This is a genomic window from Marinobacter metalliresistant (assembly GCF_038098645.1).
Lineage (GTDB): Bacteria > Pseudomonadota > Gammaproteobacteria > Pseudomonadales > Oleiphilaceae > Marinobacter > Marinobacter metalliresistant.
The window spans coordinates 519,385-534,641 of the sequence record NZ_CP101118.1 but is presented as its reverse complement, the minus strand read 5'-3'; the positions used below and the strand labels follow the sequence as shown (position 1 = coordinate 534,641).

Annotated in this window: 14 protein-coding genes; all 14 read left to right on the top strand. The window is 52.7% G+C overall.

The genetic code is table 11. The features are described 5' to 3' along the window. Nucleotides 1–37 precede the first annotated feature (37 nt). Nucleotides 38–3,499, top strand: coding sequence for a hypothetical protein (locus NLK58_RS02545; protein ID WP_341581984.1), 3,462 nt, complete (start codon nt 38–40; stop codon nt 3,497–3,499). 20 nt (nt 3,500–3,519) lie between these two features. Then, nucleotides 3,520–4,419 carry an RHS repeat-associated core domain-containing protein gene (locus NLK58_RS02540; protein WP_341581983.1) on the top strand — a complete coding sequence of 300 codons (900 nt, stop codon included), beginning with the start codon at nt 3,520–3,522 and terminating at the stop codon, nt 4,417–4,419. A 372-nt stretch (nt 4,420–4,791) separates the two neighbouring features. Further along, complete coding sequence (locus NLK58_RS02535) at nt 4,792–4,923, top strand: hypothetical protein (protein ID WP_341581982.1); 132 nt, start codon at nt 4,792–4,794, stop codon at nt 4,921–4,923. A gap of 20 nt (nt 4,924–4,943) precedes the next feature. Next, nucleotides 4,944–5,846 carry an RHS repeat-associated core domain-containing protein gene (locus NLK58_RS02530; RefSeq protein WP_341581981.1) on the top strand — a complete coding sequence of 301 codons (903 nt, stop codon included), beginning with the start codon at nt 4,944–4,946 and terminating at the stop codon, nt 5,844–5,846. 3 nt (nt 5,847–5,849) lie between these two features. Further along, nucleotides 5,850–6,206, top strand: a complete 357-nt coding sequence (locus tag NLK58_RS02525; protein WP_341581980.1) for an immunity 8 family protein — start codon at nt 5,850–5,852, stop codon at nt 6,204–6,206. Nucleotides 6,207–6,347: 141 nt separating this feature from the next. Next, on the top strand, nt 6,348–6,476 hold the full coding sequence (locus NLK58_RS02520) for a hypothetical protein (protein WP_341581979.1): 129 nt from the start codon (nt 6,348–6,350) through the stop codon (nt 6,474–6,476). 20 nt (nt 6,477–6,496) lie between these two features. Beyond that, nucleotides 6,497–7,372 (top strand): RHS repeat-associated core domain-containing protein, encoded by an 876-nt coding sequence (locus tag NLK58_RS02515; protein ID WP_341581978.1) that lies wholly within the window; start codon nt 6,497–6,499, stop codon nt 7,370–7,372. Further along, nucleotides 7,369–7,833 (top strand): hypothetical protein, encoded by a 465-nt coding sequence (locus NLK58_RS02510; RefSeq protein WP_341581977.1) that lies wholly within the window; start codon nt 7,369–7,371, stop codon nt 7,831–7,833. The genes NLK58_RS02515 and NLK58_RS02510 overlap by 4 nt, the downstream gene beginning before the upstream one ends. Nucleotides 7,834–8,494: 661 nt before the next feature. Next, entirely contained in the window at nt 8,495–10,186 is a 1,692-nt protein-coding gene (locus tag NLK58_RS02505; protein WP_341581976.1) for a copper resistance system multicopper oxidase, read from the top strand. Continuing rightward, nucleotides 10,183–11,052, top strand: a complete 870-nt coding sequence (locus NLK58_RS02500) for a copper resistance protein B (RefSeq protein ID WP_341581975.1) — start codon at nt 10,183–10,185, stop codon at nt 11,050–11,052. Before NLK58_RS02505 ends, NLK58_RS02500 begins: the two co-directional genes overlap by 4 nt. A gap of 46 nt (nt 11,053–11,098) precedes the next feature. Further along, nucleotides 11,099–11,566, top strand: coding sequence for a DUF2231 domain-containing protein (locus tag NLK58_RS02495; protein WP_341581974.1), 468 nt, complete (start codon nt 11,099–11,101; stop codon nt 11,564–11,566). A gap of 1,118 nt (nt 11,567–12,684) precedes the next feature. After that, on the top strand, nt 12,685–14,226 hold the full coding sequence (gene istA / locus NLK58_RS02490; protein ID WP_092033748.1) for an IS21 family transposase: 1,542 nt from the start codon (nt 12,685–12,687) through the stop codon (nt 14,224–14,226). A 9-nt stretch (nt 14,227–14,235) separates the two neighbouring features. Further along, entirely contained in the window at nt 14,236–14,976 is a 741-nt protein-coding gene (gene istB / locus NLK58_RS02485; RefSeq protein WP_053113077.1) for an IS21-like element helper ATPase IstB, read from the top strand. Between the two features lie 104 nt (nt 14,977–15,080). Next, nucleotides 15,081–15,248: a Tn3 family transposase gene (locus tag NLK58_RS20570; protein ID WP_376788062.1), complete on the top strand. Its 168-nt coding sequence runs from the start codon at nt 15,081–15,083 to the stop codon at nt 15,246–15,248. Nucleotides 15,249–15,257 lie beyond the last annotated feature (9 nt).

Genomic DNA, 15,257 nt, shown 5'->3' with positions numbered 1-15,257 from the left:
TAGCCCCGAACACGCCCAAACCACATGGAGGTGACTGATGTCATTCCGCATTCGAGTTGTGTCTTGCCTAATCGCATGCACCGCGCTTGCCTCAACTGCCCAGGCCAACATTCGCGATTACTACGAAGAACCAGGGTTGAACCCGTTCAAGGAAACTATCAACCAGAATTTCGGAGAAGAGATCGACCCATTTTCTGGTCAACTGCAACTGAGCTATACGGATCTCGTCGTGCCCGGTAACGGTGGCTTCGATATCCGCATCAATCGGATCTACAACAACCCCCAAGACGCCTTTTTGCCATACAGCCCTTATGGCTACGGCTGGAGCATGCATTTTGGCCGCATTGCCGTTTCAGACAGCAACGCTGATAAGGTTTGCAGTCAGAACCTGTTTTCAGTGGATGTGCTCGACAACCCCTCTCTGGAGCTGGCCGACGGTAGCCGCCAGTTGCTGGTACTCGCGGATCAACACAGCCCTGAGCTAATTACCAAACAGTGGTGGAGTGCTAACTGCAACGGCAACAACGATGTGATTGTGAAATCGCCGGATGGCACCACCTACACCATGGATTACCGGGCCAACGACTCTGAGGGCCTGAAGATCTACGCGACCCGCATCGAGGATGCCAACGGCAACTGGATGACCATTGACTACAATACCAATGCGTTTAGCATCACCTACATCGAGTCGATTTCCACCAGTGATGGGCGCTCGGTCAATTACAGCTATGCCAACACGGGTAGCGACAACACTCGACTGACATCCATTACCGCCAATGGGCAGACCTGGAGTTACAGCCACACCTACACCAATAACACCACGCCGGATTTTGCGCAGTTGACCACAGTGACCCGTCCAGACGGTGAGAGCTGGAACTACACCTATTACCCAATCACCACCAACGGTGATGCCGGCAGTCTCGCGATCGATACCGTGACCTATCCCTCCGGCGGCATAATCGACTACGACTATGACTATGTTTACTTCAACTTCGGTGCCCAGAAGGCAACAACGGTTGTGACTGGCAAGCAAAACAGCGGCCGCGACATAACGCCGGGCACCTGGTCCTACACCTACACACCAGCCTACAACGGGCAGTATGGTTATGACGAAACCCACATGGTGGCACCGGACCATCAGCGCACCTTCTACCACATCGGCTACACCACCAGCGCCAATGTCTGGGAAATTGGCACCAAGCGTTACGAGGAAGTGTACGACCTTCAAGGAACGATGTTGGAACAGTACTCCTACCAGTACAGCAGCACGCTGCTATCCAATGAAAACTTCTGGCATGGGCGGGATACCAGCAGAATTGATAATGATACGCAGGTTCCGCTGCTGACCAATATGACGCATTGGCGACAAGGCACCTCCGTACAAACCCAATATTCCAATTTCGATACGTACGCCAAGCCGCAAACCATCATTGAAACCACCAATACCACCGCCACTTCCGATCGGACTCGCACCCGCACCTACAGTCATTCAGCCAACGACTGGGTCCTTGGTCTGGTGACTCAGGAAACGATTGATTATCCAAACAGTGCGCCGGTCACCCAGTGGGTCACCGACAGAACTTACGACTCAGCCGGGAATATGTTGACAGAAGACAAGTCGGGCGTTCTGACCACCTACACGTACACCCCTGAGGGCGACATTGCCTCGATCACCGATGCCAACAATCATGTAACTACCTTTTCAAACTATTACCGGGGCACACCTCAGGTTATCAATCGGCCCGAAGCCATTTCAGAGACGCGGATTGTCAATGCGGACGGTACCTTGGCCTCGTCCACAAATGGTGAAGGACACATTGCCTCCTACACCTGGGACGACCTGAACCGCCTGACCGGTATCGACTTCCCCATACACGCAGATGTATTGATCAGCTACGATGACAAGTCGGCCGTATTGATCCGGGGGAGCTACAAGGAAACCCGTTCCTTCGACGGCTTCTGGCGCGAGCTTGGCATCAAGCGTGAAGACACCAGCACCAATACGACTACCGAAGTCACCAAGGCCTGGGACGCGGTGGGTAATATGACCTTTGAGAGCTACCCCAACAGCGCTCAGGGCAGAACTATCTCCTACGATGCTCTGCAGCGAGTAACGAGCATCGACTTTCCCGATCAGACCTCGAAAACCTATTCGTACCCAAGTGGGTATGAAATTCGAGAGGTGGATGAAAACGGCCATGTAACCATAAAGACCATCGCCAGCCATGGCACTATGGACGGCAGTTGGCTGATCTTCATCTCGTCGCCCGAAAGCATCGGTACTAGCATCTCGAGGAACGGCCTGGGGCAGGTCTACCGCGTTTTTCAGGGGGAAATTCAAACGGATGGAAGCCTTTTTGGCTACGCCCGCCAGTATATTCATGATGCACGCGGTTTCCTGATGCAGGAAATCCATCAGGAGACAGGAACCACGGTCTATGGCCGCGACAACGTCGGTAATATGACGAGCAAGGAAATCGGTACCAGCGGTATCATTGAAACGCGGACCTACGACGATCTCAACCGCCTGACCACCGTTTCTTACTCAGATAGCACCCCAACGGCCACTTTTACCTATGATGACAACAGCAACCTGACATCGTTAACCAACTCGGCAGCCAATCGCAGCTACACCTACGATCAGAATGACAACCTCGAAAGCGAATCATTGACTGTTGGAAGCGCCACCTACAACGTGACTTACGGCATTGATAATCTGGATCATCTGGCTTCAGTGACGTACCCCAGTGGGCGCACAGTGAACTTTGGCACCAACGCCCTGGGCTGGCAGAGCCAGGCAACACCTTATGTGGCGTCTGTGGATCGTCACCCCTCCGGAGCAGTCGATACCATGACCTTCGGCAACGGCGTGGTGACCACCCAAACCCTGGATAGCCGATTGCGGCCTGATACGCTGGTGTCCAATAACGGCCAGGTGGACTTTGTCGATCTGGGTATGGGCTACGACAACGTTGGCAACGTCACCAGCATTGTCGACAACGCCGGATCACTCCATAACCGCACGATTGGTTACGACGATGTGAACCGAATGACGTCGGCAGCCGGGCAATGGGGGACTGAGACGATCACTTACGACGGCCGGGGCAATATTCTCACACGGGATCGTAATGGCAGTCTGCAGGAGTATTACTACAACTCTGACAAAATGACTTACCGGGTTTTTCCAACCTTTTTCTACACCATCACCCACGACACTCGGGGCAACATGACGAGTGATGGCCCGAACATCATGGTGTACGACGGCGCAAAAAATCTCGCCTCCATTGATAACGGTACCGATGTGATTGATTACGCATACGATGGGGCCAATACCCGGGTCAGCCGGAGTTCGCCTACCGAAGACACCCACGTTCTATACACGATGATGGGCGATCTGCTGGGTGAATACACCCCAACGGGCGGTTTCAAGGAATACATCTACGTTGATTCGAATACCGCCGCGAAGGCGGTGGATGACACCACTGTGGTTGGCCAGTAACGGTTAAGGAGGACATGACTATGACACGCACTATCTGGAACACACTGGCCCCGCTGGCCATGCTCATCTTGACCACCTTGCCCCTTAGCGCCGCTGAGGTGGTGACCTATTACCACAACGATCACCTGGGCTCGCCCATTGCGGCGACCGACAGTACCGGAGCCGTGGTATGGCAGCAGGCCTATGACCCCTGGGGATTCAAGCTCACGGTCAATACCGACGAGCGTGGCTACACCGGCAACTGGCTGGATGAAGAGACCGGCCTGGCTGACCACAAGGCACGTTGGTACGGGTCCTCAATCGGGCGGTTTACCGGGATAGACCCTGTGAAGTGGCAGGAATCGAATATTCACAGCTTCAATCGGTATGCCTACGCCAGCAATAACCCTTATGCCTACGTTGACCGAGATGGGCGCAATGCTGTTGCAGCGTTCGGTGGATTGATTGTTGAGTCTGCCAACGCTATCAGGGGTAAAGGTTTCAACGGATCCAGAGTTCTTGGTGCCTTGGCCGATGGGTATAACGGGGAAGGCGAGGGTTTTGTAAAGGCTGCAACACAAGATGCCTTATCCTTCATTCCCGCAGGTGCTGTAGCGGGAGGATTGTTCAAGGGCGCCAGACTTACAAAGCTCGCTGCCATAGGCGGCAAAGCTCGCTCTCTTGATGACCTTTCAAGTCTCCGGGGCGCAAAACTTAAAGATATTGAGAAGATGGCTGATGCGAAGTACCTCCAATCTGGTTGGACTAAAAGGCCTTTAAAAGACGGCAACGGTATCCGCTATTTTGATGGAAAAGGTAATAGTTTTCAGCTCAATAATGGATATTCCGGGGGTAAAAATTTACATGGTGGACCATATATAAAAACTACCCGGGGCAATGAAACTGTTCGAATTCCTCTTAAGGGGAATCCCGATTTATGAATGAAGCACAAGAAGCTATTTACATTGGATCTAAAGAACAGAGTGGCATTTGGGAAGTTATAAATGATATCGCCAACTCACAGAAAATTAGCAGAGAGGAAGCATTTTTTTTAATCCAGAAAGAAGTGAACTTTCTTCAAGGGACAAAGGACATTTTTTTTATAAAATCACAGAAACTATATGATTCGAGTAATTGCATAGTGCTTGATCCCTGTCAGCTAAAATCTATGAAGCTTTGTGACGTCGAGTTTTCGGAAGAGGGACCATTTTACTATTTCTCTAATCTACCCAGTATTTAAAAATTAATGATATAGAGTCGTGATTTCTGATGTGTATCGTCAATCACTGACTCGCATCAGCCGGAGTACATCTATGGATGTCAGCCACGTGCTCTACGGCCTGCTGGGTGAGCACGATCAGTCAGGCGGGTTCAAGGAGTACATCTACGTGGATTCGAAAACCGCCGCCAAGGCGGTGGATGACACCACTGTGGTTGGCCAGTAACGGTTAGGGAGGACATGACTATGACACGCACTATCTGGAACACACTGGCCCCGCTGGCCATGCTCATCTTGACCACCTTGCCCCTTAGCGCCGCTGAGGTGGTGACCTATTACCACAACGATCATCTGGGCTCGCCCATTGCGGCGACTGACAGTACCGGGGCCGTGGTGTGGCAGCAGGCCTATGACCCCTGGGGATTCAAGCTCACGGCGAATGCCGATGAACGCGGCTACACCGGCAACTGGCTGGATGAAGAGACCGGCCTGGCTGACCACAAGGCACGTTGGTACGGGTCCTCAATCGGGCGGTTTACCGGGATAGACCCTGTGAAGTGGCAGGAATCGAATATTCACAGCTTCAATCGGTACGCCTATGCCAATAACAACCCCTACGGCAATGTGGATAGGGATGGGCGTAATGCGGTTACTTTCGTTGGTGGCGTGATTGTTGAGTCCTACAATGCACTGCAGGGGAACGGATTCAACGGAGACAAAGTCCTCGGCGCCTTGGCCGATGGGTATAACGGTGAGGGGGCTGGTTTCGCCCGTTCTCTGTATCAGGATGCCGAAACATTTGTTCCAATTGGCGCGGTTGCAGGAGCCTTGATTAAAAGCGGGAGATTGGCCAAGTCTCTTGGCAAAGAGGTTGGGATATTACGCGATGCAGCTAGAGGAAAAGGTAATTTTGGTCTTGGTTCGGCAACTAAAACCGAGGCCAACAAACTTGGTAAAGCTTGGGTTGGAGACGGCTATAAAGTGGCCAGTGATGGCAAAACCTTGGTTAGTAAAGATGGTCTGAGGCAGTACAGGCCGCCCAGCTACAAGCCGAGACTGGATAGAACCCAGGCAAACTTTGAGCAGAGAGTTCCAGGTCAGCAGTCAACTCGTTGGCAGTCGAATGGCCATCTTGATATTACGGATTAATCGATGAACGCAGAATTAAAGCGGCTTCACAGCCCTGATATTCACGATCTCAAGCTCTACCAGCCGGAAGTTCCAGAAAAATTTGGGTTTCTCTTACAGGTTATGGTGGGGCCAGAAGGAGTGGACGGAGAGGAGTCCTTCAATGTCGAGGTATGTACGCCAAAATGGTTAGAGGAGACCTATGGGATGAATGAGGTAGTAATCGGTCGCCATCATCTAATCGTTCGAGAATACAACTATCAAAAGATTGTTGACACTATCCAAAATTTTTTACGGGAATGTACTGGTGAAAACTGGATTGAGGTTGCGGAAAAAGTATCGCGAATAGGGAAATGGGAGTTTGAAGATTACATCGATTAAGACGGAGCTCGCCCTGCTGGGGTCCATGAAGATCTCAACCAAGCATGCGCTCTATGGTGGTCGACAATAGAAAGATCACAGACTGATAGGCGCGACAATACAAAACAACAAAACAACAAAACAGGACTAGACACTACCCACTTGCTGAAGTACGTGATGGGTGATCTGCTGGGAGAATACGATCCATCGGGCGGCTTCAAGGAATACATCTACGTGGATTCGAAAACCGCCGCCAAGGCGGTGGATGACACCACTGTGGTTGGCCAGTAACGGTTAGGGAGGACAACGCTATGACACGCACTATCTGGAACACGCTGGCCACCCTGGCCGTGCTCATATTCACCGCCTTGCCCCTCAGCGCCGCTGAGGTGGTGACCTACTATCACAACGATCACCTGGGCTCGCCCATTGCGGCGACTGACAGTGCCGGAGCCGTGGTATGGCAACAGGCCTACGACCCCTGGGGATTGAAACTCACGGTTAATACCGACGAGCGCGGCTACACCGGTAACTGGCTGGATGAAGAAACGGGCCTGGCCGACCACAAAGCCCGTTGGTACACCTCATCTATCGGTCGGTTCACGGGCATTGACCCAGTGAAATGGCACGAAACAAATATCCACTCCTTTAACCGCTATGCGTACGGGAATAATAATCCGTATAGCTATGCCGACCCGGACGGTGAACTGGCGTTTCCGATTGTGCCGGTACTCGGGGTTATGGCGTTGGAGGCTCTGGGTATAGGCCTTGAAGTCGCGACTATGGAGGAAACCTCCGATTCGATCAATCGTTCTGGTGCTGGAACCTTTGGAGTGACGGGCGTAAAGGCTGTCGGCTCCGCTATGCGAATGGGGCTGAGGGGTGCGAATGTTACGAAGGGCCTGAAGGTTTCTCCAAATAGGGCTCCAGGATTGAAAAATGTCCAGGATCGACTCAATTTCCGTGGCGATCCTAATTCGATCGTTAGGGGGGCCGATGTCGCCAGGAAAGGAGGTGGGAAACGCGCGTTTATAACAGATGAGAATGGAAGGATTATTCGAGAAATTACTCCTCAGAGGGTGAAAGAGAGGGTAACCAACCCCTTGCCGGATGGCACAACACGGGAAACTTTCAGAAAAATTGGCTCGCCATCCGCTGACGAACTGAAAATACTTAATAAACTATGATGGACATTACTGAAATAATTCTGAACTTCCAAAAGCTTTTGGCTTCTATCGCAAATAGCTTAGCCGTTATTGGACTGTACAAGGGCAGCGATGAGTGGGATGAGTTAACTGAGGACGCCTTCAGGGCTTTAGTTGTTAATCATTTGGCAGAGAGGTTTGATCTTTCGATATCTCATCAATACGAAATGTGGGCGCAGACAAATAGGGAGATAGTTGTTCGCGTGAGTGCTGGTGAGTCTTTACTTGTTGGATTGAAAGATGGCTTTTCTGAATGCCAGTATCGTTACAATAAGATTCCGAAAAGCGATACTGACATTGAGTTTTCATTTGTTGAGTTTTGGAATCCAATCTTCGATGAGGCAGATCTCGAAGGGTTGGAGTATGTGACGGGTCTTGATGAAGAGGGGCGTATAATTTGCGCAAGAAATAGAGGTTGTAAATTTTTCACAAAGACTTTGTAATCCCAGTGGGTGTAGGCAAGGACACTTAACTACTGCGCGATGCTGTCAGAGAAATTGTCAAATCTGGTGGATAGCCAATCTGACGCGAGCGATGGGGACTGGTTCGTGCGGAATGGTGCAGGCAAATACACAAATTTATTTACAGGCTCTATTTCAGCGCTTTGTGGCTATTTTCGGACTTTTTTTCACGTTTGTCTGCCAACCCTCTATTTGATTTGAAACTGGCCGAGCTTGCCCCTTAAGGAGAGTTCAAAGCTCAGACGAGCCGCGGGTGTTGAAGATGAAGTTAAATAAAAACCTACCTTAAAATTAGGCAATTCAATGGGTTGGGCGTGTTTCTGGGGAATTTTTCACGTTTGTCTGCCAACCCTCAGAATGGTTCGTCTTGGCATGCGATACTGTCCCAGTTAAACTAAAGGCTAAACAGGATACCAAGCAGGAAACAATGCGCGACGTATTCACATGCTGAACGATCGCGTGGTTGGTGTCGCGCCATGAGACCGACATGGCCGGAAGGAAGCGTCCGCTCTCCGATCTCGGCTTGGATCTCGTAGAGCTGGCCGATGGTTTCCAACATCAGACTCAGGCGATGGCCGCTTGAATCAAATTAAACGGCCTCTGGCGATTCACCTGCAGGCAATGAGAAACGGAGAAAACATAAATGTCACAAATTTATCGACCAGATGTAACGAGGCGACGTTTCGTAAAGGGCGTTGTCGGCGTTTCGGCGCTGGCGTTACTGAGTCCTTATAGCAAAATGGCGTGGGCCACCCCATCGACTTCCGAATTGAGCGGGACCGAGTTTGACCTTGAGGTAGCTCCCCTGCCGGTCAATTTCACCGGAACTGACAGCACCGCGACAGCAGTCAATGGCCTCGTGCCGGGCCCGATATTAAGGGTAAGGGAAGGCGATACAGTCGCCATCCGGGTCACTAATCGACTGCACGAAATGACCACAATCCATTGGCACGGAATTATTCTGGATGCAGGGATGGACGGTGTGCCCGGAATTAGTTTTCCTGGCATTGAGCCAGGGGAAACGTTTGTCCACCGCTTCAAGCTCGTACAGAGTGGCACGTACTGGTATCACGCTCATACGCTGCACGAGCAAACGGGAAGCTACGGGGCGCTGATCGTCGAACCTGCAGATGCATCGAACGAACCCCGAGTTGATCGTGACTATCCGGTAATGCTCAGTGACTGGACGGATGAAAATCCGGTGAATGTCTATCTGAATCTAAAGAAGATGGGTGGCTATTACAATTATCAACGCTTAACAGCGGGCGATTTCCTTGACGACATGAAGTTGCTCGGCATGGGAACTGCCATTTCGAAACGCCGCATTTGGAATCGGACAAGAATGAGCCAGACCGATTTCAGTGACGTATCGGCAGCAACCTATACCTACTTAATGAACGGTACGTCGCCGGCAGGTAACTGGACGGGTCTTGCGAAAAAAGGCGAGCGCGTACGCTTGCGATTCATTGGTGCAGGCACCGCAACGTATTTCGATGTGCGTATTCCCGGTTTGAAGCTGACCGTTATTTCGACGGATGGCCAGCGCGTCGAGCCTGTCGTGGTCGATGAGTTTCGAATCGGTCCAGGTGAAACCTACGATGTACTCGTCGATATTCCGGACGATGACGCCTATACAATATTCGCGCAATCGATGGATCGATCCGGATACGCGCGCGGAACGCTTTCGCCGAAAGTTGGCGTAGAAGCCGCTTTGCCTGCACTCGATTCCCCTGCGCTTCTGGAGCCGGTCGACATGATGGGGGCCATGGCACAAGGCGGTGCTATGGGTGGCATGACTCGGACGATGAGTCGTAAGAGGCCCAACCATGCTCGGACAGAATATGGGCCGGGTGTCGATATGCGTGTGGATAATCCGCGCGTCAATCTTGATGACCCGGGTCCCGGTTTGCGAGACAACGGCCGGCGCGTTCTCACGTATGCAGACTTGAAGAGCGTCGAGGGAGTGACCGATCCAAGAGCACCGAGCCGAGACATTGAGCTTCACCTGACCGGCAATATGGAGCGATTCATCTGGTCCATTGATGGCCTCAAGCTCAACGAGGCCAAACCCCTGCACTTTCCCAAAGGAGAGCGCGTAAGAGTTATTCTCCACAATGACAGCACCATGGCGCATCCCATGCATTTGCACGGCATGTGGTCTGAGCTGGAATCACCGGACGGTCAGTTTCAAGTCCGCAAACACACCGTTTCCGTTCAACCAGCACAGAGCGTCAGCATGTTGGTGACTGCGGACGCTGAAGGAAGATGGGCCTTTCACTGTCATCTCCTCTACCACATGGCTGCGGGAATGTTTCGGGAGGTGGTAGTCGCATGATGTATTTAGGCAGAAAAATACCATCGGTCATGTCTTTCAACTTATTTGGTGTGTTTTGCCTCGTCGTCCTGGCATTGCCTCTTGCGCCGGTGCTGGCTCAGGAGGCGGCTACCGAAAACGGTTCAATGCAGGGAGGAGATGCACCAGCGGATGCGCGAGACCCCGATGCGCAGTCCGGCGGCTACGAATATCGCGGAATGGCTGGTTGGGAAGAAACAGACGAAATCGTATTTAACAAAGTCATTTTCGATCAACTGGAATTTCGCAATAACGACGGAGCCGATACGCTGCGCTGGGATATGCAGGGCTGGCGGGGTACCGATTACAAGAAGTTATGGTTCAAGTTTGAGGGTGACGACGAGGTTTCCGCGAACGCAGGTGAACTTGAATTGCAGGCGCTTTACAGTCGTTCGGTTACGTCTTTTTGGGACTTTCAGATCGGTGGCCGTTTCGACCGAGCCTACAATTCTGATGTGTCGAGCAATCGATTTTTGGGGGTTATCGGATTTCAGGGGCTGGCACCCTATTGGTTCGAATTGGAACCTGCGCTGTTTCTAAGTGAGGACGGTGATGTATCGGCGCGTATTACCGCCACGTACGATTTGTTGTTTTCTCAAAGACTCATACTGCAGCCTCGATTCGAGGCAAATGTTGCAGGGAGTGAAGTGAGAGAGTTCGGTGTCGGCAGTGGTCTGAACGACATTCAGTTGGGGTTTCGCCTGCGTTACGAATTTCGGCGAGAGGTCGCGCCCTACATCGGCGTAAGCTGGCAGCGTCAATTCGGTAACACAGCGGATCTAACGCGTGCAGACGGCGGAGACGTTGACAATCTGGCATTGGTTGCCGGCTTTAGAGTGTGGTTCTAACTCGTGCACACCAAATATTCCATTTATTTCATAGGAGCTATACCCAATGTTACCGATTGAACAAATCCACCCATTGATTGTGCATTTCCCAATCGTCTTTGCGTTATCGCTGGCGGCGTTCGATTTCGTCGTTGTTTCTCGGGGTGTGTCCCTCGATGGTCGCGGTGCTATTGCTAATATCTCGGCTGGACTCGCGCTGGGCGCAGGGCTGGCCGCCGCAGTCGCTTTTGTTTTTGGTGACCTTGCGCTCGATGTCGCGCTGGCCAACGGTACGTCCCTTGCAATATTAGAAAGGCATGAGGAGTTGGGAAGTATTACAGCAGGTGTCTTAGTGGCTTGGGGGCTGCTACGCGCAGTTATTTGGTGGCGAGGCACCGTTCTATCGAGGCGCCTCTGCTGGGGTGCAGTGGTATTCGAGCTGGCGATTGCAGGACTGATCGTCACAACTGCTTATTTTGGTGGTCAACTCGTCTATGAATTCGGCGTCGGTGTTTCGTTGCCGTCGGGACTTTAGACTGTTTTGGTTGGGGCATGATTCTAAATGGTTGGACTTTATTGTCCGCGTTCACTGATATGCGGAACCTGTTAGTCACCTAAGAGGGCGAGTCCTTTCTCACAGACAATACTTGTGAGCTGTGTTGACCATTGAGAGAGGGGGCTGAATATCAATTTGGCTTACATTTATGTCCTATGGCCGATTCCATTTGGATGTCTAAAAAAGATAACTACTGAGGGCATCTTTTTTAATTGAATTTCTGCAATAGACGCTACCCTTCGGGTGTCATTTCGCCCTCTCCCGCAAACGACCCCTGGAGCAGCCCACGGGCCGCCAACCTTACGCACAATCAGACCCCCTGTGGAAAACCCTGTTAATTCAGCAAGTTATCCACGCATAATCAGACCCCCCCAGCCACGCATAATCAGACCCCCCCTAGCTGGAAATCCACGCATAATCAGACCCCCCCAGCCACGCATAATCAGACCCCCCCTAAACCTATAGGTGTCTTCCTATAGTTTTTTTCCTATAGAAATACCTATAGTTAGCGGCCCGCTCACGGTGGACAATCGCCTAACGGCGAACGGGCCTAGCGGCCCTTTGACCACCTTACGAGCGACCGCAGCGCAACAAGACAACCCTATTATTTTTTTTGGTGTTTTAAGGCGCTACGCGCCCAACCCCTACCCAACCCCCTACCCAGAGCCAGAAAACGGCGCTACGGCCATTCTGGAGGCTCCAGGGTGCCATCCGAACCATTAGCAGCCAATCCCTGGCCACCGCGCAGCCTGTTAGATCAGTGGAATGGTTTTAACGCCAAAAGGAAGGGGCTGGGTGCATCCTTCCCGCTCAGTGGCTGCCCTGGTATTCAGAAGTAGGTAATTTTTTCCTATTTTTCGAGGTTGAAGGCTTGTGCATATTCCGGCCCATCATGAACACCCATTCCGGACGAACGTGAACACCTATTCTGGTTCAACGTGAACAGTCATTCTGGTCGAAGATGAACACTTTTTGGAAATTTCCGGAATCGGTGTTCACCATGCCGGAATCGGTGTTCACGTTCAACCAGAATCCTTCTTAACGCATTGTTTATTCAACCGCTTGCTACTCTGGTTCTTTTTTTGGGAATCAGGGTCATGGCAGCAAAGAGAATTCCAATGCGCAAAATAAGAGAAGTGCTTCGCCTGAGGCTGGAAGCCGGGCTTTCGATCCGGCAAATCAGCGCCAGCACCAAGACCAGTGTCGGGGCTATCCAGAAGCTCCTGACCCGAGCCCAGGCTTTAGAGATCACCTGGCCCTTACCCGAGGATCTGGACGATGGCCGCCTGGCGGCCATGCTCTATCCCGGTGCTGACCCCACCAGCTCCAGCCGCTATCAGGTACCGGACTGGTTGACCGTCCATCAGAGCCTCAAACACAAGGGCGTTACCAAGCAACTGCTATGGGAGGAATACACCGCCCAATACCCCAATCGCTGTTACAGCTATTCTCAATACTGTGACCGCTTCCGGCACTGGCAAAAGCAGCAAAGGCGCTCTATGCGCCAGATCCACAAGGCCGGTGAAAAGTGCTTCATTGACTACTGTGGCCCCACCGTTCCGATCATTAACCCGCAAACCGGCGAAATCCGCACGGCCCAGGTGTTTGTCGCCGTGCTGGGGGCTTCGAATTACACCTATGCGGAGGCCACCTGGAGCCAGGGCTTGCAGGACTGGTTGATGAGTCACGTGCGCACCTTTGAGTTTTTTGCGGGTGTTCCGGAGATGATTATCCCCGATAATCTGCGTAGCGGTGTCAACAAAGCCTGTCGGTACGATCCGGACCTGAATCCCAGCTACCAGCAACTGGCGGCGCACTACCAGGTCGCGGTGCTGCCTGCGCGGCCCTACAAGCCCAAGGATAAATCCAAGGCGGAGGTGGGTGTACAGGTTGTTGAACGCTGGATACTGGCGCGGTTGCGCCACCACACCTTCTTCACCCTGGCCGACCTGAATCAGTGCATCCGGTCCCTGCTGGACGACCTGAACAGCCGACCATTCCGAGCGCTGCCAGGCAACCGGAAGGAGGCCTTCAAGACGCTCGACCAGCCAGCCCTGAAGGCGCTACCCAAACACCCCTATGAGTACGTCGAGATCCGGCGTTGCCGGGTCAACATCGATTACCACATCGAGTTCAGCCAGCACCACTACTCGGTGCCGCACCAGTATGTGGGCGAGCAGGTGGACCTCCACGCCAGTGAGCGACTGGTACAGATCTACTTCCGGCAACGACAGATCGCCAGCCACCCACGCAGTCATCAGTACGGCATCACGACCGAGTCAGGGCACATGCCCACCCGCCATCAAAAACAACAACAGTGGTCCCCCGGCCGGCTTAAGAACTGGGCCCGGGACATCGGGCCGGACACCCTGATCTGGGTCAGTGACCGACTGGATGAGCGGGAGCATCCGGAGCAGGCCTACCGGGTCTGTCTTGGGCTACTCAATCTGAGCAAGGAATATCCCAGCGAGCGCCTTAACGCCGGTTGCCGCATTGCCAACCGCGAAGGCCTGGACCGGCTGAAACACATCAAGGCCATTCTCCGGAGCAACCGGGACAAGTTGCCCGAACAACTGCCCTTGCACACAGAACTGCCCCAGCACCACGAGAACATCCGTGGCCCGAAGAGCTTCCACTAGGATACCCGCATGAACACCTTGCAAACCCTGACACGATTGAGAGATCTGAAGCTCGGCGGCATGGCTGCCGCCCTGGAACATCAACAAAACCAGCCGGGAACTTATGACGAGCTGTCGTTCACCGAACGCCTGGAGCTGTTGCTCGACCGGGAGTTCCAGACCCGGGATCACCGCAAGCAGGATCGCCTGGTGCGTCAGGCCCGCTTCAAACTCCGGGCCTCGGTTCAGGACATCGACTACCAGCACCCACGCAATCTGAAGAAAACACAGGTAGCCCAACTGGCCCAGACAGACTGGCTCGAACGGGGTCAGAACCTGTTGATTACCGGCCCTTGCGGCAGCGGCAAAACCTATCTGGGTTGCGCCGTGGGGCATCAGGCCTGCCTCAACGGCCTCAGCACCCGGTATTACCGGATCTCCCGATTACTGCTGGAACTGACCCAGGCCAAGGCCGATGGCACCTACCAGAAAACCCTCAGCCAACTAGCCAAAGTAAAGCTGCTGATCCTGGACGACTGGGGGCTGGAAGCTCTGAAACCTGCACACCGGAACGACCTGATGGAGATCATGGATGACCGTCACGGCACTCACTCGACCATGATCATCAGCCAGCTACCCACCGATCAGTGGTACGCCGCCATCGGCGATAACACTCTGGCGGACGCCATTCTGGATCGGTTGATGCACAACGCTCACCGCTGGGCTCTGAAAGGGGAATCGATGAGAAAGCGACTTCAGGAAATTGACTGAACGTGAACACCCAGGGTACAAACTCCGGTGGGTGATGCGTTAAGAAAAAAGGTGTTCACGTTCAGCCAGAATGGGCGTTCACGTTCGCCGGAATATGCAAGTCGATGACGTTGACTCTTAAAGCTCTCAAGGATCAAGGTCATCATATAGATCACGATATTCTCAAAGGGTTGGCCCCATACCGCACGGACCATATCAATCGATTCGGCGATTATACGCTTGATTTTGATCGGCAGGTTTCACCCATGAGCTACAATACAAAAATAATTTAAATCCAATAG

Bases quoted from the DNA above. Each gene is read 5' to 3' on its own strand.
- NLK58_RS02545 (WP_341581984.1), top strand. From the start codon at position 38: ATGTCATTCCGCATTCGAGTTGTGTCTTGCCTAATCGCATGCACCGCG.
- NLK58_RS02540 (WP_341581983.1), top strand. From the start codon at position 3,520: ATGACACGCACTATCTGGAACACACTGGCCCCGCTGGCCATGCTCATC.
- NLK58_RS02535 (WP_341581982.1), top strand. From the start codon at position 4,792: ATGGATGTCAGCCACGTGCTCTACGGCCTGCTGGGTGAGCACGATCAG.
- NLK58_RS02530 (WP_341581981.1), top strand. From the start codon at position 4,944: ATGACACGCACTATCTGGAACACACTGGCCCCGCTGGCCATGCTCATC.
- NLK58_RS02525 (WP_341581980.1), top strand. From the start codon at position 5,850: ATGAACGCAGAATTAAAGCGGCTTCACAGCCCTGATATTCACGATCTC.
- NLK58_RS02515 (WP_341581978.1), top strand. From the start codon at position 6,497: ATGACACGCACTATCTGGAACACGCTGGCCACCCTGGCCGTGCTCATA.
- NLK58_RS02510 (WP_341581977.1), top strand. From the start codon at position 7,369: ATGATGGACATTACTGAAATAATTCTGAACTTCCAAAAGCTTTTGGCT.
- NLK58_RS02505 (WP_341581976.1), top strand. From the start codon at position 8,495: ATGTCACAAATTTATCGACCAGATGTAACGAGGCGACGTTTCGTAAAG.
- NLK58_RS02500 (WP_341581975.1), top strand. From the start codon at position 10,183: ATGATGTATTTAGGCAGAAAAATACCATCGGTCATGTCTTTCAACTTA.
- NLK58_RS02495 (WP_341581974.1), top strand. From the start codon at position 11,099: ATGTTACCGATTGAACAAATCCACCCATTGATTGTGCATTTCCCAATC.
- istA (WP_092033748.1), top strand. From the start codon at position 12,685: ATGGCAGCAAAGAGAATTCCAATGCGCAAAATAAGAGAAGTGCTTCGC.
- istB (WP_053113077.1), top strand. From the start codon at position 14,236: ATGAACACCTTGCAAACCCTGACACGATTGAGAGATCTGAAGCTCGGC.
- NLK58_RS20570 (WP_376788062.1), top strand. From the start codon at position 15,081: ATGACGTTGACTCTTAAAGCTCTCAAGGATCAAGGTCATCATATAGAT.